Annotated in this window: 25 protein-coding genes; 18 read left to right on the top strand and 7 right to left on the bottom strand. The window is 71.5% G+C overall.

Annotated features, from left to right (window positions below):
• Positions 1 to 172 precede the first annotated feature (172 nt).
• Both coaA and ACIP6W_RS07355 read right to left on the bottom strand, forming a co-directional pair.
• Entirely contained in the window at positions 173 to 1,117 is a 945-nt protein-coding gene (coaA, locus tag ACIP6W_RS07360) for a type I pantothenate kinase (protein ID WP_066656980.1), read from the bottom strand.
• Positions 1,118 to 1,240: 123 nt separating this feature from the next.
• Complete coding sequence (locus ACIP6W_RS07355; RefSeq protein ID WP_251155205.1) at positions 1,241 to 1,726, bottom strand: glutathione peroxidase; 486 nt, start codon at positions 1,724 to 1,726, stop codon at positions 1,241 to 1,243.
• Positions 1,727 to 1,796: 70 nt separating this feature from the next.
• On the opposite strand from ACIP6W_RS07355, the gene glmS reads away from it, so the two are divergent.
• From glmS to tsaE, 5 genes are read left to right on the top strand one after another with little or no spacing between them, the layout of a single operon-like run.
• The gene (gene glmS, locus ACIP6W_RS07350) at positions 1,797 to 3,644 is read left to right on the top strand and encodes a glutamine--fructose-6-phosphate transaminase (isomerizing) (protein WP_209685288.1); all 1,848 of its coding nucleotides are present in this window, start codon (positions 1,797 to 1,799) and stop codon (positions 3,642 to 3,644) included.
• A gap of 9 nt (positions 3,645 to 3,653) precedes the next feature.
• Positions 3,654 to 4,028, top strand: a complete 375-nt coding sequence (locus tag ACIP6W_RS07345) for a holo-ACP synthase (protein WP_209685290.1) — start codon at positions 3,654 to 3,656, stop codon at positions 4,026 to 4,028.
• Positions 4,025 to 5,128: an alanine racemase gene (gene alr, locus ACIP6W_RS07340; protein WP_209685292.1), complete on the top strand. Its 1,104-nt coding sequence runs from the start codon at positions 4,025 to 4,027 to the stop codon at positions 5,126 to 5,128. Before ACIP6W_RS07345 ends, alr (ACIP6W_RS07340) begins: the two co-directional genes overlap by 4 nt.
• Entirely contained in the window at positions 5,125 to 6,285 is a 1,161-nt protein-coding gene (gene alr, locus ACIP6W_RS07335) for an alanine racemase (protein ID WP_400428856.1), read from the top strand. Before alr (ACIP6W_RS07340) ends, alr (ACIP6W_RS07335) begins: the two co-directional genes overlap by 4 nt.
• Positions 6,282 to 6,794: a tRNA (adenosine(37)-N6)-threonylcarbamoyltransferase complex ATPase subunit type 1 TsaE gene (gene tsaE / locus ACIP6W_RS07330; protein ID WP_251160912.1), complete on the top strand. Its 513-nt coding sequence runs from the start codon at positions 6,282 to 6,284 to the stop codon at positions 6,792 to 6,794. Before alr (ACIP6W_RS07335) ends, tsaE begins: the two co-directional genes overlap by 4 nt.
• A 12-nt stretch (positions 6,795 to 6,806) precedes the next feature.
• Here tsaE and ACIP6W_RS07325 read toward each other — a convergent pair whose 3' ends face one another.
• On the bottom strand, positions 6,807 to 6,986 hold the full coding sequence (locus tag ACIP6W_RS07325) for a hypothetical protein (protein WP_066656960.1): 180 nt from the start codon (positions 6,984 to 6,986) through the stop codon (positions 6,807 to 6,809).
• Positions 6,987 to 7,067: 81 nt separating this feature from the next.
• On the opposite strand from ACIP6W_RS07325, the gene tsaB reads away from it, so the two are divergent.
• The 4 genes from tsaB to ACIP6W_RS07305 all read left to right on the top strand — a co-directional run bounded on the left by tsaB (position 7,068) and on the right by ACIP6W_RS07305 (position 10,153).
• Positions 7,068 to 7,691: a tRNA (adenosine(37)-N6)-threonylcarbamoyltransferase complex dimerization subunit type 1 TsaB gene (tsaB, locus tag ACIP6W_RS07320; RefSeq protein WP_400428853.1), complete on the top strand. Its 624-nt coding sequence runs from the start codon at positions 7,068 to 7,070 to the stop codon at positions 7,689 to 7,691.
• The gene (gene rimI, locus ACIP6W_RS07315; RefSeq protein WP_235426394.1) at positions 7,688 to 8,230 is read left to right on the top strand and encodes a ribosomal protein S18-alanine N-acetyltransferase; all 543 of its coding nucleotides are present in this window, start codon (positions 7,688 to 7,690) and stop codon (positions 8,228 to 8,230) included. The genes tsaB and rimI overlap by 4 nt, the downstream gene beginning before the upstream one ends.
• Positions 8,217 to 9,272: a tRNA (adenosine(37)-N6)-threonylcarbamoyltransferase complex transferase subunit TsaD gene (gene tsaD / locus ACIP6W_RS07310; RefSeq protein ID WP_251160914.1), complete on the top strand. Its 1,056-nt coding sequence runs from the start codon at positions 8,217 to 8,219 to the stop codon at positions 9,270 to 9,272. The genes rimI and tsaD overlap by 14 nt, the downstream gene beginning before the upstream one ends.
• Before the next feature lie 104 nt (positions 9,273 to 9,376).
• Entirely contained in the window at positions 9,377 to 10,153 is a 777-nt protein-coding gene (locus tag ACIP6W_RS07305; RefSeq protein ID WP_251160915.1) for a DUF4190 domain-containing protein, read from the top strand.
• A gap of 157 nt (positions 10,154 to 10,310) precedes the next feature.
• On the opposite strand, the gene ACIP6W_RS07300 is transcribed toward ACIP6W_RS07305, so the two are convergent.
• Positions 10,311 to 11,528 (bottom strand): SAM-dependent methyltransferase, encoded by a 1,218-nt coding sequence (locus tag ACIP6W_RS07300; protein WP_400428851.1) that lies wholly within the window; start codon positions 11,526 to 11,528, stop codon positions 10,311 to 10,313.
• A 160-nt stretch (positions 11,529 to 11,688) separates the two neighbouring features.
• On the opposite strand from ACIP6W_RS07300, the gene groES reads away from it, so the two are divergent.
• Both groES and rarD read left to right on the top strand, forming a co-directional pair.
• Complete coding sequence (gene groES, locus ACIP6W_RS07295; RefSeq protein ID WP_056121496.1) at positions 11,689 to 11,985, top strand: co-chaperone GroES; 297 nt, start codon at positions 11,689 to 11,691, stop codon at positions 11,983 to 11,985.
• Positions 11,986 to 12,122: 137 nt separating this feature from the next.
• The gene (rarD, locus tag ACIP6W_RS07290; protein ID WP_066656944.1) at positions 12,123 to 13,085 is read left to right on the top strand and encodes an EamA family transporter RarD; all 963 of its coding nucleotides are present in this window, start codon (positions 12,123 to 12,125) and stop codon (positions 13,083 to 13,085) included.
• Between the two features lie 186 nt (positions 13,086 to 13,271).
• Here rarD and ACIP6W_RS07285 read toward each other — a convergent pair whose 3' ends face one another.
• On the bottom strand, positions 13,272 to 14,606 hold the full coding sequence (locus ACIP6W_RS07285) for an ABC transporter substrate-binding protein (RefSeq protein WP_400428849.1): 1,335 nt from the start codon (positions 14,604 to 14,606) through the stop codon (positions 13,272 to 13,274).
• Between the two features lie 333 nt (positions 14,607 to 14,939).
• Here ACIP6W_RS07285 and ACIP6W_RS07280 point away from each other — a divergent pair, with 333 nt between their 5' ends.
• A complete protein-coding gene (locus ACIP6W_RS07280; protein ID WP_251155210.1) occupies positions 14,940 to 15,758 on the top strand; it encodes an SDR family oxidoreductase in 819 nt (272 codons plus the stop codon).
• A gap of 212 nt (positions 15,759 to 15,970) precedes the next feature.
• On the opposite strand, the gene ACIP6W_RS07275 is transcribed toward ACIP6W_RS07280, so the two are convergent.
• Both ACIP6W_RS07275 and guaB read right to left on the bottom strand, forming a co-directional pair.
• The gene (locus ACIP6W_RS07275) at positions 15,971 to 16,852 is read right to left on the bottom strand and encodes a hypothetical protein (RefSeq protein ID WP_400428847.1); all 882 of its coding nucleotides are present in this window, start codon (positions 16,850 to 16,852) and stop codon (positions 15,971 to 15,973) included.
• A gap of 211 nt (positions 16,853 to 17,063) precedes the next feature.
• Positions 17,064 to 18,566: an IMP dehydrogenase gene (gene guaB, locus ACIP6W_RS07270; RefSeq protein ID WP_066656935.1), complete on the bottom strand. Its 1,503-nt coding sequence runs from the start codon at positions 18,564 to 18,566 to the stop codon at positions 17,064 to 17,066.
• A 318-nt stretch (positions 18,567 to 18,884) separates the two neighbouring features.
• On the opposite strand from guaB, the gene ACIP6W_RS07265 reads away from it, so the two are divergent.
• The 6 genes from ACIP6W_RS07265 (at position 18,885) to ACIP6W_RS07240 (ending at position 24,938) form a co-directional block, all read left to right on the top strand.
• On the top strand, positions 18,885 to 20,315 hold the full coding sequence (locus ACIP6W_RS07265) for a branched-chain amino acid ABC transporter permease (RefSeq protein ID WP_400428845.1): 1,431 nt from the start codon (positions 18,885 to 18,887) through the stop codon (positions 20,313 to 20,315).
• A gap of 12 nt (positions 20,316 to 20,327) precedes the next feature.
• Positions 20,328 to 21,314: a branched-chain amino acid ABC transporter permease gene (locus ACIP6W_RS07260; RefSeq protein ID WP_066656933.1), complete on the top strand. Its 987-nt coding sequence runs from the start codon at positions 20,328 to 20,330 to the stop codon at positions 21,312 to 21,314.
• On the top strand, positions 21,307 to 22,236 hold the full coding sequence (locus tag ACIP6W_RS07255) for an ABC transporter ATP-binding protein (protein ID WP_066656931.1): 930 nt from the start codon (positions 21,307 to 21,309) through the stop codon (positions 22,234 to 22,236). Before ACIP6W_RS07260 ends, ACIP6W_RS07255 begins: the two co-directional genes overlap by 8 nt.
• On the top strand, positions 22,233 to 23,066 hold the full coding sequence (locus ACIP6W_RS07250; protein ID WP_245172344.1) for an ABC transporter ATP-binding protein: 834 nt from the start codon (positions 22,233 to 22,235) through the stop codon (positions 23,064 to 23,066). Before ACIP6W_RS07255 ends, ACIP6W_RS07250 begins: the two co-directional genes overlap by 4 nt.
• 426 nt (positions 23,067 to 23,492) lie before the next feature.
• Positions 23,493 to 23,678 (top strand): hypothetical protein, encoded by a 186-nt coding sequence (locus ACIP6W_RS07245; RefSeq protein ID WP_144411388.1) that lies wholly within the window; start codon positions 23,493 to 23,495, stop codon positions 23,676 to 23,678.
• A 138-nt stretch (positions 23,679 to 23,816) separates the two neighbouring features.
• Positions 23,817 to 24,938, top strand: coding sequence for a GuaB3 family IMP dehydrogenase-related protein (locus tag ACIP6W_RS07240; RefSeq protein WP_066656924.1), 1,122 nt, complete (start codon positions 23,817 to 23,819; stop codon positions 24,936 to 24,938).
• The last annotated feature ends 195 nt before the right edge of the window (positions 24,939 to 25,133 follow it).

The following is a 25,133-nucleotide window of genomic DNA, read 5'->3' as shown; positions in this document are numbered from 1 at the left end:
CCCGGCCCCCCCCCCCCCGCCCCCCCCCCCCCCCCCGCCCGCGCCCCCCCCCCCCCCCCCCCCCCCCCCCCCCCCCCCCCCCCCCCCCCCCCCCCCCCGCTTCCGGTTGTTCGCGAGCAGGTCGCGCCGCGGAACGACAGAGGCGGCACGGCGGCCTCGCCCACCGCTCGCGTCAGATCTTGCGGAGCAGCACCGAGTTGACCTTGTGGTTCGCGCCCTTCTTGAGCACGAGCGTCGCCCGGGAGCGCGTGGGCAGCACGTTCTCGAGCAGGTTCGGCTCGTTGATCGCCCGCCAGACCTCGGTCGCGGTCCGGACCGCGTCCTCGCGCGACAGCGAGGCGAAGCGGTGGAAGAACGAGTCCGGGCTCGAGAACGCCTCCTCCTGCAGGGCGAGGAACCGGTCGACGTACCAGGACTCGATGTCCTTGGTCTTCGCGTCGACGTAGATCGTGAAGTCGAACAGGTCGGACAGCGCGAGCCGCCCGTGCACCGGCGGCGCGAGCACGTTGAGGCCCTCGACGATGAGGACGTCCGGCTGCCGCACGACGATCTCGGCGTCGGGGACGATGTCGTAGACGAGGTGCGAGTAGAACGGCGCACGCACCTCGGCCGCTCCGCTCTTCACCTGGCTGACGAACCGCAGCAGCGCACGACGGTCGTACGACTCCGGGAAGCCCTTGCGGTCCATGATCCCGCGGCGCTCGAGCTCGGCGTTCGGGTACAGGAAGCCGTCGGTGGTCACGAGTTCGACCCGCGGGGTGTCCGGCCAGCGCTTCGTGAGCTCGCGGAGCAGGCGCGCGACGGTCGACTTGCCGACCGCCACCGACCCGGCGACACCGATCACGAAGGGCGTCCGGCCAGCCCGCTCACCGAGGAAGCGGCTCGTCTCGGCGTGCAGGTCCCTGGCGCCGGCCGCGTACAGCGTCAGCAGGCGGGAGAGCGGCAGGTAGACCTCCTGGACCTCCTGCATGTCGAGCCGGTCGCCGAGGCCGCGCAGCTGCACGATCTCGGTCTCGGTGAGCGACAGGTGCTCCTTCGGTGCGAGCTGGGACCACTCGTCGCGCGGGATCTCCACGAACGGGGTCGGGTGCGCGACGGTGGCTTCCGTGATCGGCATGGGCACGAGCGTACAGACGGGAGGCGCGGCGGACGTGCGTGGACCGGCTGCGGTGATCCGCGCCTCCCGTCCGGTGCCCGGTGCGTGTCCGCAGGACGCGACCCGTCGTGCGGACGGTGACCGTCAGGCCGGCAGGGCCGCCTCGATGGCGGCGACGACCTCGGGGGCGTCCGGCTTCGTGGTCGGACGGAAGCGCGTGACGGAGCCATCGGGGGCGACGAGGAACTTCTCGAAGTTCCAGCTCACCCGGCCGGCCTTGCCGGAGGCGTCGGGCGTCTCCTTGAGTGCCTGGTAGAGCGGGTGGGCGCCCCTGCCGTTCACCTTCACCTTCTCGGACATCGGGAAGGTCACACCCCAGGTGGTGGAGCAGTACTCGTCGATCGCCTCGGACGAGCCGAGTTCCTGCAGGAACTGGTTGCTCGGGAAACCGAGGACCGTGAAGCCGCGGTCGCCGTAGGTCTTCTGCAGGGCCTCGAGCTGCTCGTACTGCGGCGCGAGTCCGCAGCGCGAGGCGACGTTCACGACGAGGACGGCCCGGTCCGAGAACTGCGCGAAGGTGGTGTGCTCCCCGTGCAGCGTGGTGATGTCGATGTCGTCGAAGCGTCCCATGTCCCGAACGGTATCCCCACTCCTGCGGACTTGCAGGGTTGATCTCCAGCCAGACCGTAGGATCGTGCGCATGTGTGGAATCGTGGGCTACGTCGGCAGCAAGAGCAGCCAGGAGGTCCTCCTCGGTGGTCTCCGTCGTCTCGAGTACCGCGGCTACGACTCGGCGGGCATCGCCGTCGTCGACCGGCCGGGTGACCTCGTCTCGGCGAAGAAGGCCGGCAAGCTGCAGGCCCTGGTCGAGGAGCTCGAGTCGCACCCGATCGCCGACGGCGCCACCGGCATCGGGCACACCCGCTGGGCGACCCACGGCGGCCCGACCGACGGCAACGCCCACCCGCACCTGGCGGACGGCGGCAAGCTCGCGCTCATCCACAACGGCATCATCGAGAACTTCTCCGAGCTGAAGCAGGAGCTCGTCGCCGAGGGCGTCGAGTTCACCAGCGAGACCGACTCCGAGGTCGCCGCGCACCTCGTCGGTCGTGCGTTCCGCGAGACCGGGGACCTGACCGCTGCCATGCAGCAGGTCGTGCAGCGGCTCGAGGGTGCCTTCACGCTCCTCGTCGTGCACGCCGACCAGCCGGGCGTCGTCGTCGGTGCGCGCCGCAACTCGCCGCTCGTCGTGGGCCTCGGTGACGGCGAGAACTTCATGGGCTCCGACGTCGCGGCCTTCGTCGCCTACACGCAGCGCGCCCTCGCGATCGGCCAGGACGAGATCGCGACGATCCGTCCCGACGGCGTCGAGGTCGTGCACTTCGACGGCTCGCCGGCGACCCCCGAGGAGTTCGAGGTCAGCTGGGACGCCTCCGCCGCGGACAAGGGCGGCTGGAGCTCCTTCATGGCCAAGGAGATCAGCGAGGAGCCCGAGGCCGTCGCCAAGACGATCCTCGGTCGCGTGCACGACGGTGCCGTGACGCTGACCGACCTCGACCCGATCGCCGACCGGCTGCAGCAGGTCGACCGTGTCATCGTGATCGCGTGCGGCACGGCGGCGTACGCCGGCATCCTCGGCAAGTACGCCATCGAGCAGTGGGCACGCGTCCCCGTCGAGGTCGAGCTCGCCCACGAGTTCCGCTACCGCGACCCGGTGCTGAGCGACCGCACCCTCGTCGTCTCGATCAGCCAGTCGGGCGAGACCATGGACACGCTCATGGCCGTCAAGTACGCCCGCGAGCAGGGTGCGCAGGTGCTCTCGATCTGCAACACGCAGGGCGCCACCATCCCGCGCGAGTCCGACGCGGTGATCTACACGCACGCCGGCCCCGAGGTCGCCGTTGCGTCGACCAAGGCCTTCATCGCCCAGGGCGTCGCGCTGTACCTGCTCGGGCTGCACCTCGCCACGCTCAAGGGCACGCTCACGGCCGAGCAGATCGCCGAGCAGGTCAGCGAGCTCGAGGGCCTCGCACCGAAGCTCCAGCAGACCATCGACGACGCGTCCGGTGTCGCCGAGCTGGCGAAGTGGATGGCGGACACCCGGAGCGTGCTGTTCCTCGGCCGCCACGTCGGGTACCCGATCGCGCTCGAGGGCGCCCTCAAGCTCAAGGAGCTCGCGTACATCCACGCCGAGGGCTTCGCCGCCGGCGAGCTCAAGCACGGCCCGATCGCGCTCATCGAGCCGGGGCAGATCGTCTTCGTGATCGTGCCGTCGCCGCGCGACCCGCGCTCGCTGCACCCGAAGGTGGTCTCGAACATCCAGGAGATCCGCGCCCGCGGTGCCCGGGTGATCGCCATCGCCGAAGAAGGAGACGCCGCCGTGCTGCCCTTCGCGGACGAGGTCCTGCGGATCCCGCTCGCCACGCCGCTGTTCGAGCCGCTGCTGGCCGTCGCGCCGCTGCACATGTTCGGCATGGAGCTCGCCGCCGCCAAGGGGCTCGACGTCGACCAGCCGCGCAACCTGGCGAAGTCGGTCACCGTCGAGTAGGCCCGCGTCGTGATCATCGGCATCGGGGTCGACGTCGTCGACACGGAGCGGTTCCGGGGTGTGCTCGAACGCACCCCGGCGCTCCGGACGCGGCTGTTCACCCCGGCCGAGCAGCTGCGCGACGGGGAGCCCCGACCGGTGTCGTCGCTCGCGGCCCGGTTCGCGGCGAAGGAAGCCCTCATCAAGGCGTTCGGGTCCAGTGCCGGGCTCAGCTGGCAGGACCTCGAGGTCGTGTCGGACGACCAGCGGAACCCGTCGCTCACGCTGCACGAGGGCGCTCGTCGGGTGGCGGCGGACCGGGGTGTGACGGACGTCCACCTGTCGCTGTCGCACGACGGCGGGATCGCGACGGCGTTCGTCGTCATCGAAGGAGGGGGCGCATGAGCGCGTTCACGGGGATCACGGTCGACCGCGAGGCCCTCATCGCGAACTACGCCACGGTGTCCGAGCAGGTGGCGCCGGCGGGTGTCATCGCGGTCGTCAAGGCGAACGCGTACGGGCACGGTGCGGTCGACGCCGCACGGGCGTTCGTCGACGCCGGTGCCGAGTGGCTCGGGGTCGCCGACGTCGAGGAGGGCATCGCGCTCCGCCGCGCCGGCATCGACGAGGGCGTCCGGATCCTGGCGTGGCTGCACGCCCCGGACGAGGACTTCCGCCGCGCCGCGCAGTACGACGTCACCCCGGCGGTGTCGAGCGTGTCCCAGCTCGCGGCCGCGGCCGACTCCGAGGTGCCCGCGGTGCACGTCTGCGTCGACACCGGGCTGAGCCGGAACGGCGCGGTCGAGTCCGAGTGGGCCGAGCTCTTCGACACCGCCGGGCGGATCGCCCGGGCCGGCGGGCGCACCCGCGTCGAGGGGCTCATGTCGCACCTGTCGAACGCGTCGCGTGCCGACGACCTCGACCAGGACGCCGCACTCCAGCGGGCGCTCGACGGCCTGGCGGCGAACGGCATCGTGCCGGAGATCGTGCACCTCGCCGCGAGCGCCGCGGGCATCGCGGTGCCGGAGACGCGCCACGACGCCGCACGGGTCGGGCTCGCGCTCTACGGGCTCAGCCCCTTCGCCGACCGCACCTCGGCCGACCTCGGGCTCCGGCCGGCGATGCGCGTGACCGCCGCGGTGCTGCGGACCGTCCCGGTGGCCGCGGGCGACGGCGTCAGCTACGGCTACACCTGGCGTGCAGCGACGGACACCCGGCTCGCGGTGATCGGCCTCGGGTACGCCGACGGCTTCGACCGCGACCTCGGCAACCGGGTGTCGGTGCGCATCGGCGACCGGGAGTTCCCCGTCGTCGGCCGCGTCGCGATGAACGCCATGCACATCGACATCGGCGACGCCGACGTCCGGGTGGGCGACGAGGTCGTGCTCTGGGGCGACCCGGCGGACGGCGACCCCGCGGTCGAGGACTGGGCGGCGGCGATCGACACCATCAACTACGAGGTGGTCGCCAGGGTCGGCCGCAGCGTGGAACGGAGGACGACGTGAACGCCCCCCTTCGTCGGGCCCGGATCGACCTCGACGCCTACCGGTCGAACCTCGACCTCGTGCGCGAGTGGATGCACCCGGTCGAGGTCATGGCGATCATGAAGGCCGACGCCTACGGGCACGGTCTCGAGCCGATCGCGCTCGCGGCCGTCGACGCCGGCATCCACTGGATCGGCGTGCTGACCGTGCCGGCCGCGCTGCGCCTCCGGGCGATCGGCGTCGGCGAGGACGTGCACCTGTTCACCTGGCAGCACGACCCGGCGCTCGACTTCCGCGACGCCGTCGACTCGGCGATCGACCTCGGCGTCTCGAACGTCGCCGAGCTGCAGCGCGTCGTCGACGCCGTCGACCAGCGCCCGGCACGGGTCCACCTCGGCGTCGACTCCGGCCTGCACCGCGACGGCGCGACCGCGGACGCCTGGCCGGAGCTGGTGGCACTCGCGGTCGACGCGCAGCGCGCCGGCCGGATCGAGGTCGTCGCGGCGTACACGCACCTCGCGGAGTCGTCGGACGAGGACGACAGCGCCGCGGTCGCCGTGTTCGACCGGGCCGTCGAGACCGCGGAGGACCTCGGGCTCGACCTGCCGATGGAGCACGTCGCGGCCTCGCTCGCCGGGCTCGAGCGGAAGGAGTTCCGCAAGGACATGGTGCGGATGGGCGCGAACCTGCTCGGCATCCCGGGTGCCGAGGGCGTGTCCGCCGCCGACCTCGGGCTCGAGCCGGTGATGACGCTCACGGCCTCGGTCGCGAAGACGAAACGTGTCCCGGTCGACACCGGCGTCTCCTACGACTACACGTACCGCACCACGTCGGAGACCACCCTGGCGCTCGTGCCCGTGGGCTACGCGGACGGGGTGCCGCGTCGCGCGCAGGGCCGCGTCGAGGTGACGATCGGCGGGAAGCGGTACCCGGTCGCCGGTCGCGTCGCGATGGACCAGTTCCTGGTCGACGTCGGCGACGACGAGGTCCGCGTCGGCGACGAGGTCGTGCTGTTCGGCACGGGGGAGCACGGCGAGATGACCGTCCTCGAGTGGGGCGAGGCGCTCGGCACCATCGGGGAAGAGGTGACCTGCCGGATCGGGGCCCGTGTCCCGCGCGAGGTCGTCGGGCACCAGGTCGAGGGCCGGGTCGGCGACTACCTCCGGGAGCAGCCGTGACGGACGCCCGGGTGCTGCTCGACACGACGGTGTCGACGACCGACGAGATGGGTGTGCTCGGTGCGCGGCTCGCACGTGTCCTGCGTGCCGGCGACCTCGTCGTGCTGACCGGGCCGCTCGGTGCGGGCAAGACGACGCTCACGCGTGGCCTCGGGGCCGCGCTCGGCGCGCGGGGGCAGGTGTCGAGCCCCACCTTCGTCCTCGCCCGGACCCACCCGACGACGACCGGCCCGGACCTGGTCCACGTCGACGCCTACCGGTTGAGCGACCCCGTGGAGCTCGACGACCTCGACCTCGACTGGGACGCCTCGATCGTGGTGGTCGAGTGGGGCCGGGGCTTCGTCGACGGCATCGCGGACAGCATCCTCGACGTGGAGATCGTCCGAGCGACGGGAGCGGACGCGCCCGACGGCGACGCCGACGACCTCGACCCCGACGACGTTCCCGACGAGCCCCGACGGGTGATCGTCACCGCGACCGGGCCGCGCTGGGCGGACGTCACGCTCTGACGGATCGCCGGTTCAGCCCGACCGCACCGAGGTGGTCGGGTCGATGAAGAAGTCGGCGTAGGCCGGGTCGTCGACCGGCAACCACCCGAGTCGGGCGTGCACGAGCGCGTCGACGTCCGCGGGCGGCAGCAGGCCCCGACGGCGCCACTGCTCGGGATCGCGGTGCGCTGCCGTGCGCGGTGTCCAGGGCATCGGTGACCTCCCTCGTGCTGGTGGAACATCACCGGACACTACGCCACCGTCCGCCGTCCCGATCGCGCCTACGATGGACGCGTGCTCCTCGCCATCGACACGTCCGCCGGCACCTCGGTCGCCGTCGTCGACCCGGCCAGCGGTCGTGTGCTCGCCGAGCGCAGCACCGACGACTCCCGCCGGCACGCCGAGGTGATCGGCCCGTTCCTCGCCGAGGTGCTCGCCGAGGCCGGCGTCACCGGTGCCGACGTCACCGGGGTGGTCGCCGGCACGGGCCCCGGCCCCTTCACCGGCCTGCGCGTCGGGATCGCCGCCGCGCGCACCTTCGCCGCCGCCCGCGGCGTCCCCCTCCTCCCGCTCGTCAGCCACGACGCGATCGCGGCCGACCGGCAGCGGCACCCCGTCGTCGTCCTGACGGACGCGCGCCGCCGCGAGGTCTACTGGAGCGCCCACGACGAGACCGGCACGCGGGTCGCCGGTCCCGGACTCGCGAAGCCGGCGGACCTGGACGAGGCGATCCGCGCCTCCCGTCCGGAGGCCGTCGACTGGCCCCGCGAGACCGTCACGACCGTCCCGGCCGGGAGGCTCGGGTCGCTGGCAGCAGACCGGCTCGCCTCCGGCGCGCCTTTCGCCGACGACACCCCCCTCTACCTGCGTGACCCCGACGTCACCGTGCCGGGGGCCCCGAAGCGGGTCGTCCGGTGACCGGACTGCCCGCCGGCCTGCGGCTGCGCCGCGCGGTCCCGCAGGACCTCGACGACGTCATGTTCCTCGAGCACACGTCGTTCCCGACGGACGCCTGGACCTCGTCGCAGATGGCGGGGGAGCTGTGGTCCCCGCACGGGTACTACGTCGTGGTCGAGACGACCGAGGACGGCGCCCCGACGGTCGTCGGCTACGCCGGGCTGTCCTCGCTCGCGGGCAACCCCGTCGCCGACGTGCAGACCATCGCGGTCGCTGCCGAGCAGCGGGGCCGGGGCATCGGGAAGGTGCTCTTCACGGAGCTCCTCGACGAGGCCCGACGGCGTGAGGTGCACGAGGTGTTCCTCGAGGTGCGCGCCGACAACCCCGTGGCGCAGGCGATGTACACCGCTGCCGGGTTCGAGCGCATCGCCGTGCGGCCCCGCTACTACCAGCCCGACGGTGTCGACGCGTGGGTGATGCGGGCGGAGCTCCCCGTCACCCCCGGTGCGTCCACCGGTGTCGGACCGATCGGACAGGAGACCCTCGGTGAGCGCGACTGAACCCCTGGTGCTCGGCATCGAGACGAGCTGTGACGAGACCGGCGTGGGCATCGTCCGCGGGACCACCCTGCTCGCCAACGTCATCGCGTCGAGCATGGACGAGCACGCCCGCTACGGCGGCGTCGTGCCCGAGGTGGCCGCACGGGCGCACCTCGAGGCCATGACCCCGACCCTGCACGAGGCCCTCGACCGCGCGGGTGTCACGCTCGACGAGCTCGACGCCGTCGCCGTGACCGCCGGCCCGGGGCTCGCCGGTGCCCTGATGGTCGGGGTGGGCGCAGCCAAGGCACTGGCGGTCGCGACGGGCAAGCCGCTGTACGGCGTGAACCACCTGGTCGGGCACGTCGGTGCGGACGTCCTGCGTGCGGACGGCAGCGCGATCGAGCTGCCGACCGTGGCGCTGCTCGTGTCCGGCGGCCACACGTCGCTGCTGCTCGTGCGGGACCTGGTCGGCGACGTCGAACTGCTCGGCGAGACGATCGACGACGCGGCCGGCGAGGCGTTCGACAAGGTCGCACGCCTGCTCGGGCTGCCCTACCCGGGCGGGCCGCAGATCGACCGGGCGGCAGCGGAGGGCGACCCGACCGCGATCCGGTTCCCGCGCGGCCTGACGCTGCCGAAGGACATGGCGCAGCACCGGTACGACTTCTCGTTCTCCGGGCTGAAGACCGCCGTCGCGCGGTGGGTCGAGAAGTGCCGGGACGAGGGCCGCGAGGTCCCCGTCGCCGACGTCGCGGCGTCGTTCCGCGAGGCCGTCGTCGACGTGCTCCTCACGAAGGCGCTCGCCGCGTGCCGGGACACCGGTGTCGACCGCCTGCTGCTCGGGGGTGGGGTCGTCGCGAACGCACGGTTGCGCGCCGTCGCCGAGGAACGCTGCGCTGCCGCCGGGGTCGCGCTGCGGATCCCACCGTTCGACCTCTGCACCGACAACGGGGCCATGATCGCCGCGGTCGGTGCGCGCCTGGTGGCAGAGGGGCGCGCGCCGAGCGACCTCGGCATCGCGGCGGACTCCACGCTGCCGGTGACGACCGTCCAGGTCTGAGTCGCGCGGCCGGGTGGCGCACGCCGACGCCTGAACCGGCTCCCGGCCCGTGTGGGAGGATGCTCAGCAGGCACCGACCGACCGGGTGCCGGGAGGGGTGGACGGTGTCCGATCAGAACCAGTGGCCGAAGCCGGGCGAGTCGAGCGGGGGAGACGACGGCCGGCAGCAGCAGGACGGGCAGTCGGGCAGCCAGCAGCCCGCGAACCCCTCCGCGCAGCCGTCGCAGGGCACCCCGTACGGCCAGGGCCAGCAGGCGTCGGGCGCCCCGTACGGTCAGGGCCAGCAGCCGTCGGGCAACCCGTACGCGCAGCAGTCCCAGCAGGGCAACCCGCACGCGGCCTCGGGGCCCCAGCACAACCCGTACGCACCGCAGTCGCAGCAGGGCAACCCGTACGCGCAGCAGTCGCAACAGGGCAACCCGTACGCGCAGCAGTCGCACCAGGGCAACCCGTACGCGCAGCAGTCGCACCAGGGCAACCCGTACGCGGCCTCGAGCCCCCAGCAGAACCCCTACGCGCCGCAGCAGGGCGGGAACCCCTACGCGTCGCCGTACGCCACGAGCGGGTACCAGCCGTACGCCCAGCGCCCGAAGACGAACACCCTGGCGATCCTGTCGATCGTGTTCGCGTTCGCCGGCGTCGTCATCTGGCCGATCGTGATCCTCACGAGCCCCGCCGGCGCGATCATGGGGCACATCGCCCTCGGGAAGATCAAGCAGACGGGTGAGGGTGGCCGTGGACTGGCCCTCGCCGGGGTCATCGGCGGGTGGGTGCTGACCGGGCTCTACGTGCTCTTCGCGGTGATCTTCATCATCGCGATCGCGTCGAGCCACTCGTCCTCCGACCCGTACGGCTACGACTCGGGCGCCTTCATCCGCTGACCCGCGCCGAGCTGCACGGCTCCGTTCCGCGAGATCGACAGACCCCCGCCGATGTTCGGCGGGGGTCTGTCGCTGCCGCGGACGTGATCATGACAGCGACAGCGACAGCGACAGCGAGAGCGCCTCGCGCCGACCGCCCGCGCAGCCTCGTGCCCCGCTACCGCCCCGCGGCCGAGCCGGCCACGTCGGTGAGGCGCTCGCACAGGAGCGCGGTGTGCCGTCCCTCCAGACGGGTGAGCACCAGCGTCACCGACCGCCGCCCCCGCAGCCGCAACCGCTTCCGGAACTGCGCCGGGTCGACGTCGACGCCGCGCTTCTTGATCTCGACGGTGCCGACGTCCTCCGCCGCCAGGCGTGCCGACAGCTGCTTCACGTCGAGGGGCATCGTGTCGAGCACCCGGAACCCCTGCGCGAACGGCGTCGTCACGGCACGGTCCGACGTGACGTACGCGATGCCCTCGGAGAGCATCCGGCCTCCGATCGACCGCGCCAGGTCACCGATCAACCGCGCACGGATGACGGCGCCGTCCGGCTCGTACAGGTAGGCGCCGACGGGACCGACCTCGACGTCCTCGGCGTCCGCCGGGCCGGTGAGCTCGGCGATGCCGTGACCGCCGATGACGGTGGCCGCGCGCCGGACGCCGTCACGGGCGAGGGGCCCGGACCACAGGACGAGCTCGACGACCTCGCGGTCGACGGACACCCACTGCGCCTCGAGCGTGTCCGGGATCAGGTCGCGGTCGATGCCCGGGCCGAGCTTCACGCCCGTCGGGGTCGTCGTCGCGGCGGCGAACACGGTGTCGAGCGACGGCGACCAGTCGTCCGGGTCGGCCAGGCGCCTCGTGTTCGCGTGCCCGGCCGTGCGTCGCGCGGGGTCCATCCAGACGCCGTCGACCCGGGACAGGTCGAAGGCGGCCGCGTCGCCGAGCTCGACCCGGGCGTTCGGCCAGAGCGCGAGGTTGTGCGTCGCGACCGCCGCGGTCACCTCGTCGCGGTCGACGGCGGTGACGTCGAGGTCGAGCGCGGCCATCGCCATGGCGTCGCCACCGATCCCGCAGCCGAGGTCCGCGACCCGGGTCAGTCCGGCGGCGGCGAAGCGACCGGCGTGCTGCGCGGCGACCTGCAGTCGGGTGGCCTGTTCGAGGCCGGCCTCGGTGAAGAGCATCCGCGCGGCGAAGTCCCCGAACTTCGCGCGGGCCTTCTGGCGGAGCTTCGCCTGGGTCAGCACGGCTGCCACGAGCCCCGGGTCGTGTCCCTCGCCACGGAGCCGGGAGACCACCCGGACGATCTCGCCCCCGTCCGAGACGCCGGGCGTACGGTCGAGCAGGGCCATCCCCTCGGGGGTCAGCAGCTGGGCGAGGTCGGCGGCTTCCACCCGTCGATCCTCCCAGGTCGCCGGGGAGGCCCGACACGTGCTGGCACTCGGATTGACCGAGTGCCAGACTGTCCCTAGAGTTGTGGTTGGCACTCTCCTGTGCGTAGTGCCAACCGGTTCCCATCTGTACCGAGTCAGTACCGAGAAAGAAGAGGTCACCGTGGCCGTCACCATCAAGCCGCTCGAGGATCGCATCGTCATCCGCCAGGTCGAGGCGGAGCAGACCACCGCTTCCGGTCTCGTCATCCCGGACACCGCGAAGGAGAAGCCCCAGGAGGGCGAGGTCGTCGCAGTGGGTCCGGGTCGCATCGACGACAACGGCAACCGCGTGCCGCTCGACGTCGCCGTCGGCGACAAGGTCATCTACTCGAAGTACGGCGGCACCGAGGTCAAGTACTCCGGCGAGGACCTGCTCGTCCTCTCGGCGCGCGACGTCCTCGCGGTCATCGAGCACTGAGACCAGCAGCTCTCGTCACGAACGCCCCGTCCGGCTCGCAGCCGGCGGGGCGTTCGTGCGTCCGGGCCCGTCCCGGTGGTCGGCCTGGAGGCGCGCTGTCCGCCCGCAGCGTCCGCGCCCCTTCCTAGGATGGTTCCGTGAGTGAAGCGACCCCGGCGCGTCCGGCACGCAGCGAGGCATCCGTCGGCGTCGTGCAGGCGATCGTCGCGTACGGACTCTGGGGGCTGATGCCCCTGCTCTTCGCCGCGATGGCCCCCGCCGGCGCGTTCGAGATCGTCGCCTGGCGGATCGTCTTCGGCCTGGTCTTCTGCGCGGTGGCGATCGCCGTCACCCGGTCGTGGCTCCGCACCCGCTCCCTGCTCGCCCAGCGCCGGGTGATGCTCGTGATGGGACTCGCGGCCGTGCTCATCCTGGTGAACTGGACCGTGTACGTCGCCGCGACGACGACGGGCCACACGGTCGAGGCGGCGCTCGGGTACTTCATCAACCCGCTCGTCACGATCGCCCTCGGCGTGGTCGTGCTCCGCGAGCGCCTGCGTGCGGCGCAGTGGGCGGCCGTCGGCATCAGCGTCGTCGCGGTCGTCGTCATCGCGGTCGGCTACGGGCAGGTGCCGTGGATCTCGCTCGCGCTGGCGTTCTCGTTCGGGTGCTACGGCCTGGTGAAGAAGCGGGTCGGGGGCACCGTCGACGCGCTGAGCGGCCTGACGATCGAGACCGTCTGGCTGGTCCCGATCGCCGTGGGGGCGCTCGTCGTGCTCGGCGTCACGGGTCTCGGCGGCGGGGTGACCTTCACGAGCGAGGGGTGGCCGCACGTCCTCGTCACGGTGCTCACCGGGCCCGCGACCGCGGTGCCGCTGCTGCTCTTCGCGTCGTCCGCCCGGCGGGTGTCCCTGTCGACGCTCGGCCTGACGCAGTACCTCGCGCCGGTGATGCAGCTCCTGGTCGGGGTGGTCGTGCAGCACGAGGCGATGCCGCCCGCGCGGTGGATCGGCTTCGGGATCGTCTGGGTCGCGCTCGTGGTCCTGACGGTCGACAGCTTCGTGGCGGCCCGGGCCGCGCGGCGGCGGACGCTCGCCCCTGCGGCGGCCGAGCCGGCCTGACGGGCGCGAGCCGCGCCTCCCGTCCGGGTCGCATCATCTGCGGACCGGTGCGCTGACACGAGACTCGGCCAACCGGACAGTTCCGCAGGCCAGCGCCCGCGGAACTGTCCGCGGACGCGAGTCTCGCGGGGACGACGTCGGCCCCGGACCTGCATGAGGTCCGGGGCCGACGTCGCGTGCTGCGTGTTACTTCGAGACCGAGCCCTGGATGGCGCTCTGGTACACGGGCTTGTTGTCGCCGTCGAACTTGTAGATGCCGATGTAGGCGCTCGACGGGTCGTTCTTGCTGTCGAACGGACCGATGCCGGACGGGCCGGTGTACTGGATGTCCTCACCCTTGTCGAGCAGGTCCTTGCACGCCTTGAACGTCTCGCACTTCGTGCCGCCGTCCGCACCGGACACCGCGGCCATGTTGGCCTGGATGGTGCCCGAGTCGGTGCCCTTGCCCTTCACCGCGGCCAGCGCAGCGAGGGTCGTGGCGTCGTAGGACTCGGCAGCGTACGAGTAGTCAGCCAGCTCCTTGCCCGAGGACTGCTTGTAGAAGTCCGACAGGCGCTGCTTCAGCTCGTCCTTCGGGCTGGCGCCGGGGATGGTGCCCTGCGCGCCCTCGAGGGTGCCCGGGTCGAAGTCCTTCGAGTAGTCCGCGGTGTTGCCGTCGGACATGTAGATCTTCGACATGTCGGCGTTCTGCGACTTGAGCTCCGGGATGATCGACTTCGTCTCGTCGAAGGCGAGCACCACGATGGCGTCCGGCTTCGCGGCGAGCGCAGCGGTGACCTCGGACGAGAACGTCGTCTGTCCGGGCGGGAACTCCTGACCCTTGCCCTTGCCGCCGTAGACGACCTGGCCGCCCGAGTCCTCGATCGCCTGCTGCACGGTGTCGCGGAGACCCGTGCCGTAGGTGTCGTTGAAGACCAGGAACGCGACCTTGGCGTTGCCGTCACCCGTGACGAGCTGGCCGAGGGCCGAGCCCTGCACCGAGTCCGGCGGCGCGGTCCGGTAGTAGTGCGACGAGTACCCGGACAGGTCGGTCGCGGTGTTCGCCGGCGAGATCTGCACGATGCAGTTGCTCGTCAGCTGGTCGATGACGTTGAGCGTGACGCTCGACGACTCGGCGCCGATGACGACCGGCACCTTGGCGTTGACGAGCTTCGTCGCGGCCGAGCTCGACACGGTCATGTCGTTGCTGTCGCCCGAGTCGGTCGCGGGGTCGATGCTGACGTCCTTGTCGAGCACGCCTCCGGCCGAGTTGATGTCCTCGACCGCGAGGCCGACGCCGGACTCGGCGGGCGGGTTGAGGTACGACAGGGTGCCCGTCAGCGGGAGGATCGTGCCGATCTTCAGCGCGTCGGTACCGGGGGTGTCGGGGGCCTTGCAGCTCGCCGCCGGGTCCTTCTTCGCACCGCCGGCGGAGGCGGAGGAAGTGGTCTCGGCGCTGCCGCTGGTGGAACACGCGGCGAGGAGGAGCGCTGCCGCTCCCGCCACTGCCAGTGCCGTGGTGGCACGGGTGGTTCTGGTCATCCGTGGAGCCCTTTCTCTGCGCGGAGGCCCAACCGCATCGGGTCGAGCGCGGTCTCCTCCACGTGGGTTGCCGAGAAAACTAGGGCCGAAGTGTTTCGCGTGTGTGTCCGAGATCATCACCTGGACGTTTCGTTACACACCCGTGACGAAACTGAGGAGGTGCACGGGAACCCCTGATGAGGAGTCCGTCCGGACGGTCCTCGCGCTCGCCGAGGCCCGTGCGGACCGTTCGGGATCGGCTGGAGCGCTCCCGCGCGGGCTCGTCCGCGTCGTTCTGTGCAGGGGGCGCGGACCCGGGGGAGCACTGCGGCGGTCGCGCGTACGGTCCGGCCCATGAGCGACGCAGCTTCCACCACCACCTTCCGTCCCACGCGCGCGATCGTCACCGGCGCCGAGTCCGGCATCGGCAAGGCCACCGCGGTGGCGCTCGCTGCCGCCGGTATGGACGTCGGCATCACCTACCTGTCTGAGCCCGAGCGCGCCGAGGAGACCGCCGCCGAGGTCCGACAGGCCGGACGGCAGGCCTTCGTCGAGCAGATCGACGTGACGCAGCTCGACCAGGCGGGCGCCGTGATCGATCGCCTCGTGGCGCAGCTCGGCGGCGTGGACGTGATCGTCGCCGATGCGGGCACGGGCGACAACGCGCCGTTCCTGGACATCACGCTCGAGCAGTGGCGGCACACCGTCGCCACCGACCTCGACGGGGCGTTCGTCACGATCCAGGCAGCAGCGCGGCACATGGTCGGACAGGGCACCGGCGGGCGGATCATCGGCATCACGAGCGTCCACGAGCACCAGCCCCGGTACGGGTCGAGCGCGTACGACGCAGCGAAGCACGGGCTCGGTGGGCTCCTGAAGACGATCGCGATCGAGCTCGCTCCGTCCGGGATCACGGCCAACGCCGTCGCGCCGGGCGAGATCGCGACCCGGATGACCGGTGCCGAGGACGAGGACCCGCACACGATCTCCCGGCCGGGGGTCCCGCTCGGCCGGCCGGGCAACGCGTGGGAGATCGCAGCCGCGGTGGCGTTCCTGGCGTCGCCGGCATCGTCGTACATCACGGGGGTGTCCCTGCCCGTCGACGGCGGCATGCTCCAGATGGGCCCCCACGGCGGCAGCCACATCACCTCCGACGACTGGCGGAGCGCGTAGGCGGCGGGGGCGGCTCCCCGTCGCGGCCCGGGACGCCGTCGTTGGCTCGAGACGCCCTGAACACGCTGAGACGCCCTGAACACGCTGAGACGCCCGCGAATCCGACGGTGTCTCGGCAGTTCGGCGGCGTCTCGGGTGGACACCGGCGTCTCGAGGAGCCACAACGCCCTCCAGACGGTGGCGTCTCGGCGACGGAGCGCCGAGGGACTCGATCACCGCGACCGCTCGGCCCAGCCGCGCCCGAGCGGGAGGCCCGCCGCGAGCAGCACGGGCGCCAGGAGCCCCGGGTCGAGCGCTTCGCGCATGCCCCACCGTGCGAAGCCCCTCACCTCGGGTAGTCGTCGCAGTGCGTCCTCGCGGCGCTTCTCCGTCCACAAGGCCTCACGGTCGTCGTACTTGACCCGGCCGTCGAACTCGCCGACGACGCCGGCGTCAGGCCACCAGAAGTCCACCCGGAAGCGTCCGGCGTCGGTGTCGAACTCCCGCTGCAGTACCGGTGGAGCGACTCGGAGTTCCCGCATCGCCACCCTGCTGACCGATTCGCCCGGGGACTCGGTGGCGCCGTCCGCGAACTCGAGCGCCGTCCGGGCCACACGCGAACCACGTGTCCCCGCACGGGCCGCGAGAGCACGCTCGAGGTCCGGGAGCGACGCGGCCCCGTCGTGCAGCACGTGGTCGAGCACGAGGACCGCGTGTGCCAGGGGTGCGACGTGCACGATGTCGACCACCGTCCGGAGCAGGCACGTGACCGGGACCCCGGCTGCATCGGCGACGTCGCCCTCCGACAGGTCACCGGTGTGCCGCACGACGCCTCGGCCGACGTGCGTCTTCCGGAGCGCAGGGTCGATCACGTGCAGGCGCCAGTCCCAGCGCCCGAGTTCGGGGAAGCCCCACAGCGCCCCGGCGGACCGGTGCGAGACGACCGCTGGACGGTGCAGCGCCGCGGCCCGGGTGCGCACCACGAGTCGCCGGCGTCCACGTTCGTCCAGACCGTCCCACGCCTCGCGCTCGACCGCCGCGCCGTGGAACAGGCGCACCGGGTCGCGGAGGTCCGCCGGACGACCGGCGAGGACGGGAGACGGCGTGACTGACATGCGCGGCAGTCTCGCGTGACCACGTGGCGGAAGAGCGGCGACAGCGTGCGTTGTGGAGGGCCTCCCGGCCGTCACCCTCGGTGCAGGAGCGAGCGAGACGCCACCGTCAACGTGAAACGCCCCCGGATCGCCGAGACGCCGCCGGATTCGGCGGCGTCTCGACGCAACGGGGGCGTCTCGCGCAGAAGCGCGGGAGGGGAGGAGTCCGGGGTCAGCCGCGGTAGTTCGGGGCCTCGACGACCATCTTGATGTCGTGCGGGTGGGACTCCTTGAGCCCGGCCGCGGTGATGCGGACGAACTTGCCGCGGGCCTTGAGCTCCGGCACCGTGCGGCCACCGACGTAGAACATCGACTGCCGCAGTCCGCCGACGAGCTGGTAGACGGCGTTCGCCACCGAGCCGCGGTAGGGGACCTGGCCCTCGATGCCCTCGGGGATGAGCTTCTCGTCCGAGGGGACGTCGGCCTGGAAGTAGCGGTCCTTCGAGTACGAGGTCTTCTCGCCGCGGGTCTGCAGTGCGCCGAGGGAGCCCATCCCGCGGTACGCCTTGTACTGCTTGCCGCCGACGAAGACGAGCTCGCCCGGGCTCTCGTCGGTGCCCGCGAGGAGCGACCCGAGCATGACGGTGTCAGCGCCGGCGACCAGGGCCTTCGCGATGTCGCCCGAGTACTGCAGACCGCCGTCGGCGATGACCGGCACGCCGGCCTCACGCGCGGCGAGCGACGCCTCGTACACGGCGGTGACCTGCGGGACGCCGACGCCGGCGACCACGCGGGTGGTGCAGATCGAGCCCGGCCCGACGCCGACCTTGACGGCGTCCACGCCGGCGTCGATGAGCGCCTGCGCGCCCTGTCGGGTCGCCACGTTGCCGCCGATGACGTCGATGCCGGCGAACGACGGGTCGGCCTTCAGGCGGCGGACCATGTCGAGCACGCCCTCGCTCTCGCCGTTGGCGGTGTCGACGACGAGCACGTCCACGCCCGCGTCGCGCAGGGCCTCGGCGCGCTGCCAGGCGTCGCCGAAGAAGCCGATCGCGGCGCCGACGCGCAGGCGGCCCTCGTCGTCCTTCGTGGCGTCCGGGTACTTCTCGCTCTTGTCGAAGTCCTTGACGGTGATGAGGCCGCGGAGCTTGCCGTCGGCGTCGACGAGCGGGAGCTTCTCGATCTTGTGCTGCGCGAAGATCGCGACCGCGTCCTCGGGGTCGATGCCCTCCGGCGCGGTGATGAGGGGCGCCTTGGTCATGACGTCGCGGACGAGGGTGGTCGCCGTCTCGAACGGTGCGACGAAGCGCATGTCACGGTTCGTGATGATGCCGACGAGGGTGCCGTCCGACTCGACGACCGGCAGCCCGGAGACGCGGAACTGCCCGCAGACGGCGTCGACCTCGGCCACGGTCGCGTCCGGGGTCGTCGTCACGGGGTTGGTGATCATGCCGGACTCGGACCGCTTGACCTTGTCGACGTACGCGGCCTGGTCCGCGATGGACATGTTGCGGTGGAGGATGCCGATGCCGCCCTGACGGGCCATCGCGATCGCCATGCGCGCCTCGGTCACGGTGTCCATCGCCGCCGACAGCAGCGGGACGTGCACGTCGATGCGCTTCGTGAGCCGGGACGTCGTGGACGCCTCGCTCGGGATGACGTCGGTGTGCCCGGGCAGGAGCATGACGTCGTCGTACGTGAGTCCGATGAATCCGAACGGATCCGGCTGGTCCATGGTTCCCCTTCGTGGGCGAGGTGAAGTGGTGGCACCGGGGCGCGTCGTCGGGTTCCCGATGGGCCATGGTAACGCGCGGGACACTCCCGCCATTCCGTCGTCCCCCGACCGTCCGGGCACGGCGGGCGCCGCGCGCGGACCGACAGCGGTCCGACGACCCGTTCCTGAGAGTCCTGTACCGGCTGGACGGGCGGATTTCCGCGGATCGACGGGGTCTCGGTCACGAATGCAGCACGATTTGTGCAGGAGACGTGCTGGAAACACGGGGGACACAAAAAATCCCTATGGTCCTCGACTATCCGAACGAGAGGCTCATCCGTGGGTTCCATCACTCCGCCGGGGTCAGCGCTCATGCGCCGATTCCGCCGTGGGGCACCAGGTCGCAACCGCCTGGTCCTCGCCGCAGTACTCTTCCTCGCTTTCCTCGCCACCTTCGCGGTCGACTGGGCAGTGTCGCCCGCAGCCGACGCGGCGACGAGCAGTCCCTCCGCCAGCAGCAGCCCGAGCACCGGCGCACCGGCGAGCTCCGGCCCCTGCACGGTCAGCCCCACGAACGGCTGCATCCGGGGCACCATCCTCGACTCCGAGCGGAAGCCCGCGACCGGGATCGACGTGAACGTCGCCGGGGCCGGCGGGTTCGCGCAGACGGCGACCACCGACGACACCGGTCGCTGGTCGGTGTCCGTGACCACGGCGGGGCAGTACACCGTCAGCGTCGACCAGGACTCGCTGCCGAAGGGGCAGTACCTGACGAACGCCGCCGACGCCGAGCGCAAGGTGAACGCCACGCTCAACGCCAACGTCGGCCAGATCTTCCAGCTGTCCGACCAGCAGGGCGCCACCACCAGCGACGACACGAGCAGCGTCAGCGCCGCACGCGCCTGGCAGCAGCTCGCGTCGGGCATCCGGCTCGGGCTCCTCATCGCCCTCGCGTCGGTCGGCCTGTCGCTCATCTACGGCACCACCGGCCTGTCGAGCTTCTCGCACGGTGAGCAGGTGACCCTCGGCGGTCTCCTCGCCTACGTCTTCGCGAACCAGCTCGGCTGGAACATCTGGGTGACCGGCATCGTCGTCACGCTGCTCTGTGCGGCGACCGGGTACCTGCAGGACGCCGCGATCTGGAGGCCACTGCGCCGCCGTCGGATCAGCCTCACCCAGCTCATGATCGTCACGATCGGTCTGTCGATCGCCGCGCAGTACGCCTTCCAGTACTTCTTCGGCGCCTCGACCGTCCGCATCCAGCAGGGCAACCCCGAGACGGTGACCTTCGCCGGCCTCACGCTGACCGTGCAGTCCTACGTCGCGATGGGCATCGCGCTCGTCGTCCTCGTCGGCACCGGCCTGTTCCTGGCCAAGACCCGCTTCGGCCGTGCCACCCGCGCCGTGTCGGACAACCCGGCACTCGCCGCGGCGTCCGGCATCGACGTCGACCGCGTCATCCGCTTCGTGTGGACGCTCGCCGCCGGCCTCGCGGGCCTGTCCGGCGTGATGCTCGGCCTGGTGCTCAACGGCGTGAACTGGCAGACCGGCCTCCAGCTGCTGCTGCTCATGTTCGCGTCCGTCACGCTCGGCGGTCTCGGCACCGCGTACGGCGCCCTCGTCGGCTCGATGATCATCGGCATCGTCGTCGAGCTCACGAACCTCGTGCTGCCGGGTGACTTCAAGTACGCCACGGCCCTCGTGATCCTCATCCTCATCCTGCTGTTCCGGCCGCAGGGCATCTTCGGTCGCGCCGAGCGCATCGGCTAAGGGAGCACCGACATGGACTACATCCTGAACCTGCTGTCCTCGCTGACGCAGGAGGCCCTCGCCCCCACCACGGCGGCGTTCGCCCTGGCCGCGATCGGCCTCAACGTGCACTTCGGTCTGACCGGACTGATCAACATGGGCCAGGCGGCGTTCCTGCTGCTCGGCGCCTACGGCTTCGCGATCTCGATCACGAACGGCCTGCCCTTCGTCATGGCGGTGCTCGTCGCCCTGGCGGTCGCGATCGTGTTCGCGGTCATCCTCGGCATCCCGACCCTGCGGTTGCGCGGCGACTACCTGGCGATCGTGACGATCTCCGGCGCCGAGATCATCCGCATGGTCGGACGCTCCAGCCTGCTGACGAACACCACCGGCGGCTCGAACGGCATCGCCGGGTCGAGCTACCGCGACCCGTTCAACGCCCTCAGCCCGCTGCCCGACGGCACCACGAGCATCCTGTGGTTCACGTACTCGAACAACGGCGTCAACGGTTGGTGGATCCGCATCGCGGCCTGGGGCCTCGTGGCGCTCTTCACCCTCGTGCTCTTCCTGCTCATGCGCAGCCCGTGGGGTCGCGTCGTGAAGGCCATCCGCGAGGACGAGGACGCCGTGCGGTCCCTCGGCAAGAACGTCTACTCGTACAAGATGCAGGCGCTCGTGTTCGGCGGCGCGCTCGGTGCGCTCGCCGGGGTGATCTACGTGCTGCCGAGTTCCGTGCAGCCGGACGCGATGGGCCGTTCCATGACGTTCTTCATCTGGACCGCGCTGATCCTCGGCGGTGCCGCGACCGTGTTCGGTCCGGTGCTCGGGGCGATCCTGTTCTTCGTCGTGCGGCTCTTCGTCCGCACCCTCGCCGGGGACTTCATCCCCGACTCGATCATGAACGCGCAGCAGGCGGAGCAGTTCTCCTACGTGCTCGTCGGCGTCGCGCTCATGCTCCTCATCGTGTTCCGGCCACAGGGACTCCTGGGCAACAAGAAGGAGCTGTCGTTCAGTGTCTGAGACCTACACCCACACGAAGTCCGACCCGATCCTGACGGTCGACGGCGTCACCCGGCACTTCGGCGGCATGACCGCGGTCGACGTCGACCACCTCGAGGTGCAGCGCGGCACCATCACCGCCCTGATCGGCCCGAACGGCGCCGGCAAGACGACGTTCTTCAACCTGCTGACCGGCTTCGACAAGCCGAGCCCCGGCGCGACGACCCGCTTCAACGGCGACACGCTGCAGAAGACGAGCGCGACGCACATCGCCAACAAGGGCATGGTCCGCACGTTCCAGCTCACGAAGGCGCTGAGCCGCCTCACCGTGATGCAGAACATGCTGCTCGGCGCCCGCGACCAGCCGGGCGAGAACTTCTTCGTCGGCCTCGTCCCGGCGCTGTGGCGGAAGCGCGAGCGCGAGATCACCGCCAAGGCCGAGGACCTGCTCGCCCGCTTCAAGCTCCTCGAGAAGCAGGACGACTACGCAGGTTCCCTGTCGGGCGGGCAGCGGAAGCTCCTCGAGATGGCCCGCGCACTGATGTCCGACCCGACGATGATCATGCTCGACGAGCCGATGGCGGGCGTGAACCCCGCGCTCACCCAGTCGCTGCTCGGACACATCCAGTCGCTGCGCGACGACGGCATGACCGTGCTCTTCGTGGAGCACGACATGCACATGGTCCGGCACATCTCCGACTGGGTGGTCGTGATGGCCGAGGGCAAGGTCGTCGCCGAGGGCCCGGCCGACACGGTGATGGACGACCGCGCCGTCATCGACGCGTACCTCGGTGCGCACCACGACACCGACCTGGGCGACGACTCGCTCCTCACCGAGGAGACCTACGAGGAGCTGGCCGACGAGGTGGCCGAAGAGGAAGCAGCGGACGACCACCCGAAGGCGGACGACCGCAAGCAGGACGAGCAGGAGGCGACCCGATGACCGACGCAACGAACGCAGCTGACGCGGGCCGCGCCTCCAGTCCGACGACGGGTGCGACGAGCGCGACGAGCGCAACCGCGACGATCGACCGCGGCGAGCCCGTCCTGACCGCGAAGAACCTCGTCGCGGGGTACCTGCCGGGCGTGAACATCCTCAACGGCTGCGACCTCGACTGCTACCCGGGCGAGCTCATCGGCATCATCGGTCCGAACGGTGCCGGCAAGTCGACGCTCCTCAAGGCGCTGTTCGGCCTGGTGTCGATCCGCGAGGGCTCGGTCTCCCTGCAGGGCGAGGACATCACGAACCTCAAGGCGAACAAGCTCGTCCAGGCCGGCGTCGGCTTCGTGCCGCAGACGAACAACGTGTTCCCCTCGCTCTCGATCGAGGAGAACCTGCAGATGGGCCTGTACCTGCGCCCGAAGAAGTTCGCCGAGCGGCTCGAGGTCATCTACGACCTGTTCCCGGTCCTCGGCCAGCGGCGGACGCAGCGGGCGGGCTCGCTGTCGGGAGGTGAGCGGCAGTCGGTCGCGATGGCCCGCGCGCTGATGATGGACCCGAAGGTGCTGCTGCTCGACGAGCCCTCCGCGGGCCTGTCGCCGGTGCGCCAGGACGAGACCTTCATCCGCACGCGCCGGATCAACAAGGCCGGGGTGTCGATCATCATGGTCGAGCAGAACGCGCGACGCTGTCTGCAGATCTGCGATCGTGGGTACGTGCTCGACCAGGGGAGGAACGCGTACTCGGGCACCGGGCGTGAGCTCGCCGACGACCCGAAGGTCATCGAGCTCTACCTGGGGACGCTCGCCAAGGACGTCGACTCCGCTCGCTGAGCGGGGTCGACCCGCGGGTACTGCTGTGGGGGTGGTACCCGCGACCCCGACGGGGCCGCGCAGGCTGCTGATGCGCCGCGCGGCCCCGTCCTCACGCCCGGGCGTCGTCAGGCCCGGGGCGGCGCCGTGGTCGTCGCGGACGTGGCGGTCGTGGTGGTCGTCGTGGTCGTCGCGGTCGTCGTGGTCGTCGCGCCGAGACGCCGGCGTGTCAGCGAGACGCCGCGGACCCACCGAGACGCCGCCGGATCCGGGTGCGTCTCGCGTCGACGCCGGCGTCCGGCGTCTCGCGTCGACCGAGGCGTCTCGGCGTCCGGCGTCTCGCCGCCGCCACCTGCGTCCGGCTCGGCCGGGAGGCGCGACCCACCCCCGCCCCGCCGGCCCGGCCCGCGCACGCCGGCTCCCCGTCCGTCGGCTAGCGTGACGCACGTGCGGACCCCCGGCCCCCTCGTGCTCGACGCCCTCGTCTGGGTCGTCTTCGCCGTGCTCTTCGTGGGCGCCGCACTGCTGGTCAAGGTCGCCGCCGCCCTGCTCGCGGTCCTCGTCGTGCTCGCGCTCCTGCTCGGCCTGGTCCTCCGGGCCCTGCGGAAGCGACGGACACGACCGCGACGCTGAGCAGCACCAGCACCAGCACCAGCACCCGCACCAGCCCCAGCACCCGCACCAGCCCCAGCACCGTGCCCCCACCGGTACGGCGTCGCCCTGCACCGTCCACCCGTCCCACTCCGGGACCCCGCCCGCTAGGCTTGCCCGGTGACTGAAGTCGAGATCGGTGCAGGCAAGCGCGGCCGTCGGGCGTACGCGTTCGACGACATCGCGGTGGTCCCCTCGCGGCGCACCCGCGACCCGCACGACGTGAGCGTGCAGTGGTCGATCGACGCGTTCACCTTCGCGTCGCCGATCCTCTCGGCGCCGATGGACTCGGTGTCCTCGCCGGCGACGGTCATCCAGATGGGCGAGCTCGGGATCCTGGGCGTGCTCGACCTCGAGGGCCTGTGGACCCGGTACGAGGACCCGACGCCGTACTACGAGGAGATCAAGACCCTCACGGACGGCAACGTCACGAAGCGCATGCAGGAGATCTACTCCGAGCCGGTCAAGGCCGAGCTGATCACCGCGCGCCTTGCCGAGATCCGTGCCGCCGGGGTGCCGGTCGCCGGTTCGCTCAGCCCGCAGCGCACGCAGGAGTTCTCGCAGACGGTCGTCGACGCCGGTGTCGACCTGTTCGTCATCCGCGGCACGACGGTCTCGGCGGAGCACGTCTCCCAGAACCAGGAGCCGCTCAACCTCAAGAAGTTCATCTACGAGCTCGACGTGCCGGTCATCGTGGGCGGTGCCTCGACGTACACGTCGGCGCTGCACCTCATGCGCACCGGTGCCGCGGGCGTGCTCGTCGGCTTCGGCGGCGGGGCGGCCTCGACGACCCGCGCCGCCCTCGGCATCCACGCACCGATGGCGACCGCGGTGGCCGACGTCGCCGGTGCCCGACGCGACTACATGGACGAGTCCGGCGGCCGCTACGTGCACGTCATCGCGGACGGCGGGCTCGACACCGCCGGTGACATCGTCAAGGCGATCGCCGTCGGCGCGGACGCCGTCATGCTCGGCACCGCACTGGCCCGCGCGACCGAGGCCCCGGGTGGTGGCTTCCACTGGGGTGCCGAGGCACACCACGCCGAGCTGCCCCGCGGTCGTCGGGTCGAGGTCGGGCAGATCGCCCCGCTCGAGAACGTGCTGAACGGGCCGACGCCGTCGTGGGACGGCCGCGCGAACCTGGTCGGTGCGCTGCGTCGGTCGATGGCCACCACCGGATACTCCGACGTCAAGGAGTTCCAGCGAGTAGAAGTGGTCGTGGCGCCGTACCACCAGCAGTGACGGTGGCACCCGTGCTCCCGCACGGGTGACGCCTCGGCGCTCCCGTGCGCGGAGGCCGGCTCCGTGCGCGCAACCCGCACGGAGGCGACGATGGCCAAGCCAGCCAGCAGCACCACGCAGACCAGCACGGACGCGACGAGCGCAGGTGCCGAGAGCACCGTCGAGGACGCCCGGCATGCCACGGCACCGAGCGCG

Origin of the sequence: Curtobacterium sp. NPDC088465 (assembly GCF_044753165.1) — a bacterium.
GTDB lineage: Bacteria > Actinomycetota > Actinomycetes > Actinomycetales > Microbacteriaceae > Curtobacterium.
Note: the sequence above shows the minus strand (reverse complement) of the source record. Positions and strands in the feature narration are given on the sequence as shown.

Bases quoted from the DNA above. Each gene is read 5' to 3' on its own strand.
- coaA (WP_066656980.1), bottom strand. From the start codon at position 1,117: ATGCCGATCACGGAAGCCACCGTCGCGCACCCGACCCCGTTCGTGGAG.
- ACIP6W_RS07355 (WP_251155205.1), bottom strand. From the start codon at position 1,726: ATGGGACGCTTCGACGACATCGACATCACCACGCTGCACGGGGAGCAC.
- glmS (WP_209685288.1), top strand. From the start codon at position 1,797: ATGTGTGGAATCGTGGGCTACGTCGGCAGCAAGAGCAGCCAGGAGGTC.
- alr (WP_209685292.1), top strand. From the start codon at position 4,025: ATGAGCGCGTTCACGGGGATCACGGTCGACCGCGAGGCCCTCATCGCG.
- ACIP6W_RS07325 (WP_066656960.1), bottom strand. From the start codon at position 6,986: ATGCCCTGGACACCGCGCACGGCAGCGCACCGCGATCCCGAGCAGTGG.
- ACIP6W_RS07285 (WP_400428849.1), bottom strand. From the start codon at position 14,606: ATGACCAGAACCACCCGTGCCACCACGGCACTGGCAGTGGCGGGAGCG.
- ACIP6W_RS07280 (WP_251155210.1), top strand. From the start codon at position 14,940: ATGAGCGACGCAGCTTCCACCACCACCTTCCGTCCCACGCGCGCGATC.
- ACIP6W_RS07275 (WP_400428847.1), bottom strand. From the start codon at position 16,852: ATGTCAGTCACGCCGTCTCCCGTCCTCGCCGGTCGTCCGGCGGACCTC.
- guaB (WP_066656935.1), bottom strand. From the start codon at position 18,566: ATGGACCAGCCGGATCCGTTCGGATTCATCGGACTCACGTACGACGAC.
- ACIP6W_RS07260 (WP_066656933.1), top strand. From the start codon at position 20,328: ATGGACTACATCCTGAACCTGCTGTCCTCGCTGACGCAGGAGGCCCTC.
- ACIP6W_RS07250 (WP_245172344.1), top strand. From the start codon at position 22,233: ATGACCGACGCAACGAACGCAGCTGACGCGGGCCGCGCCTCCAGTCCG.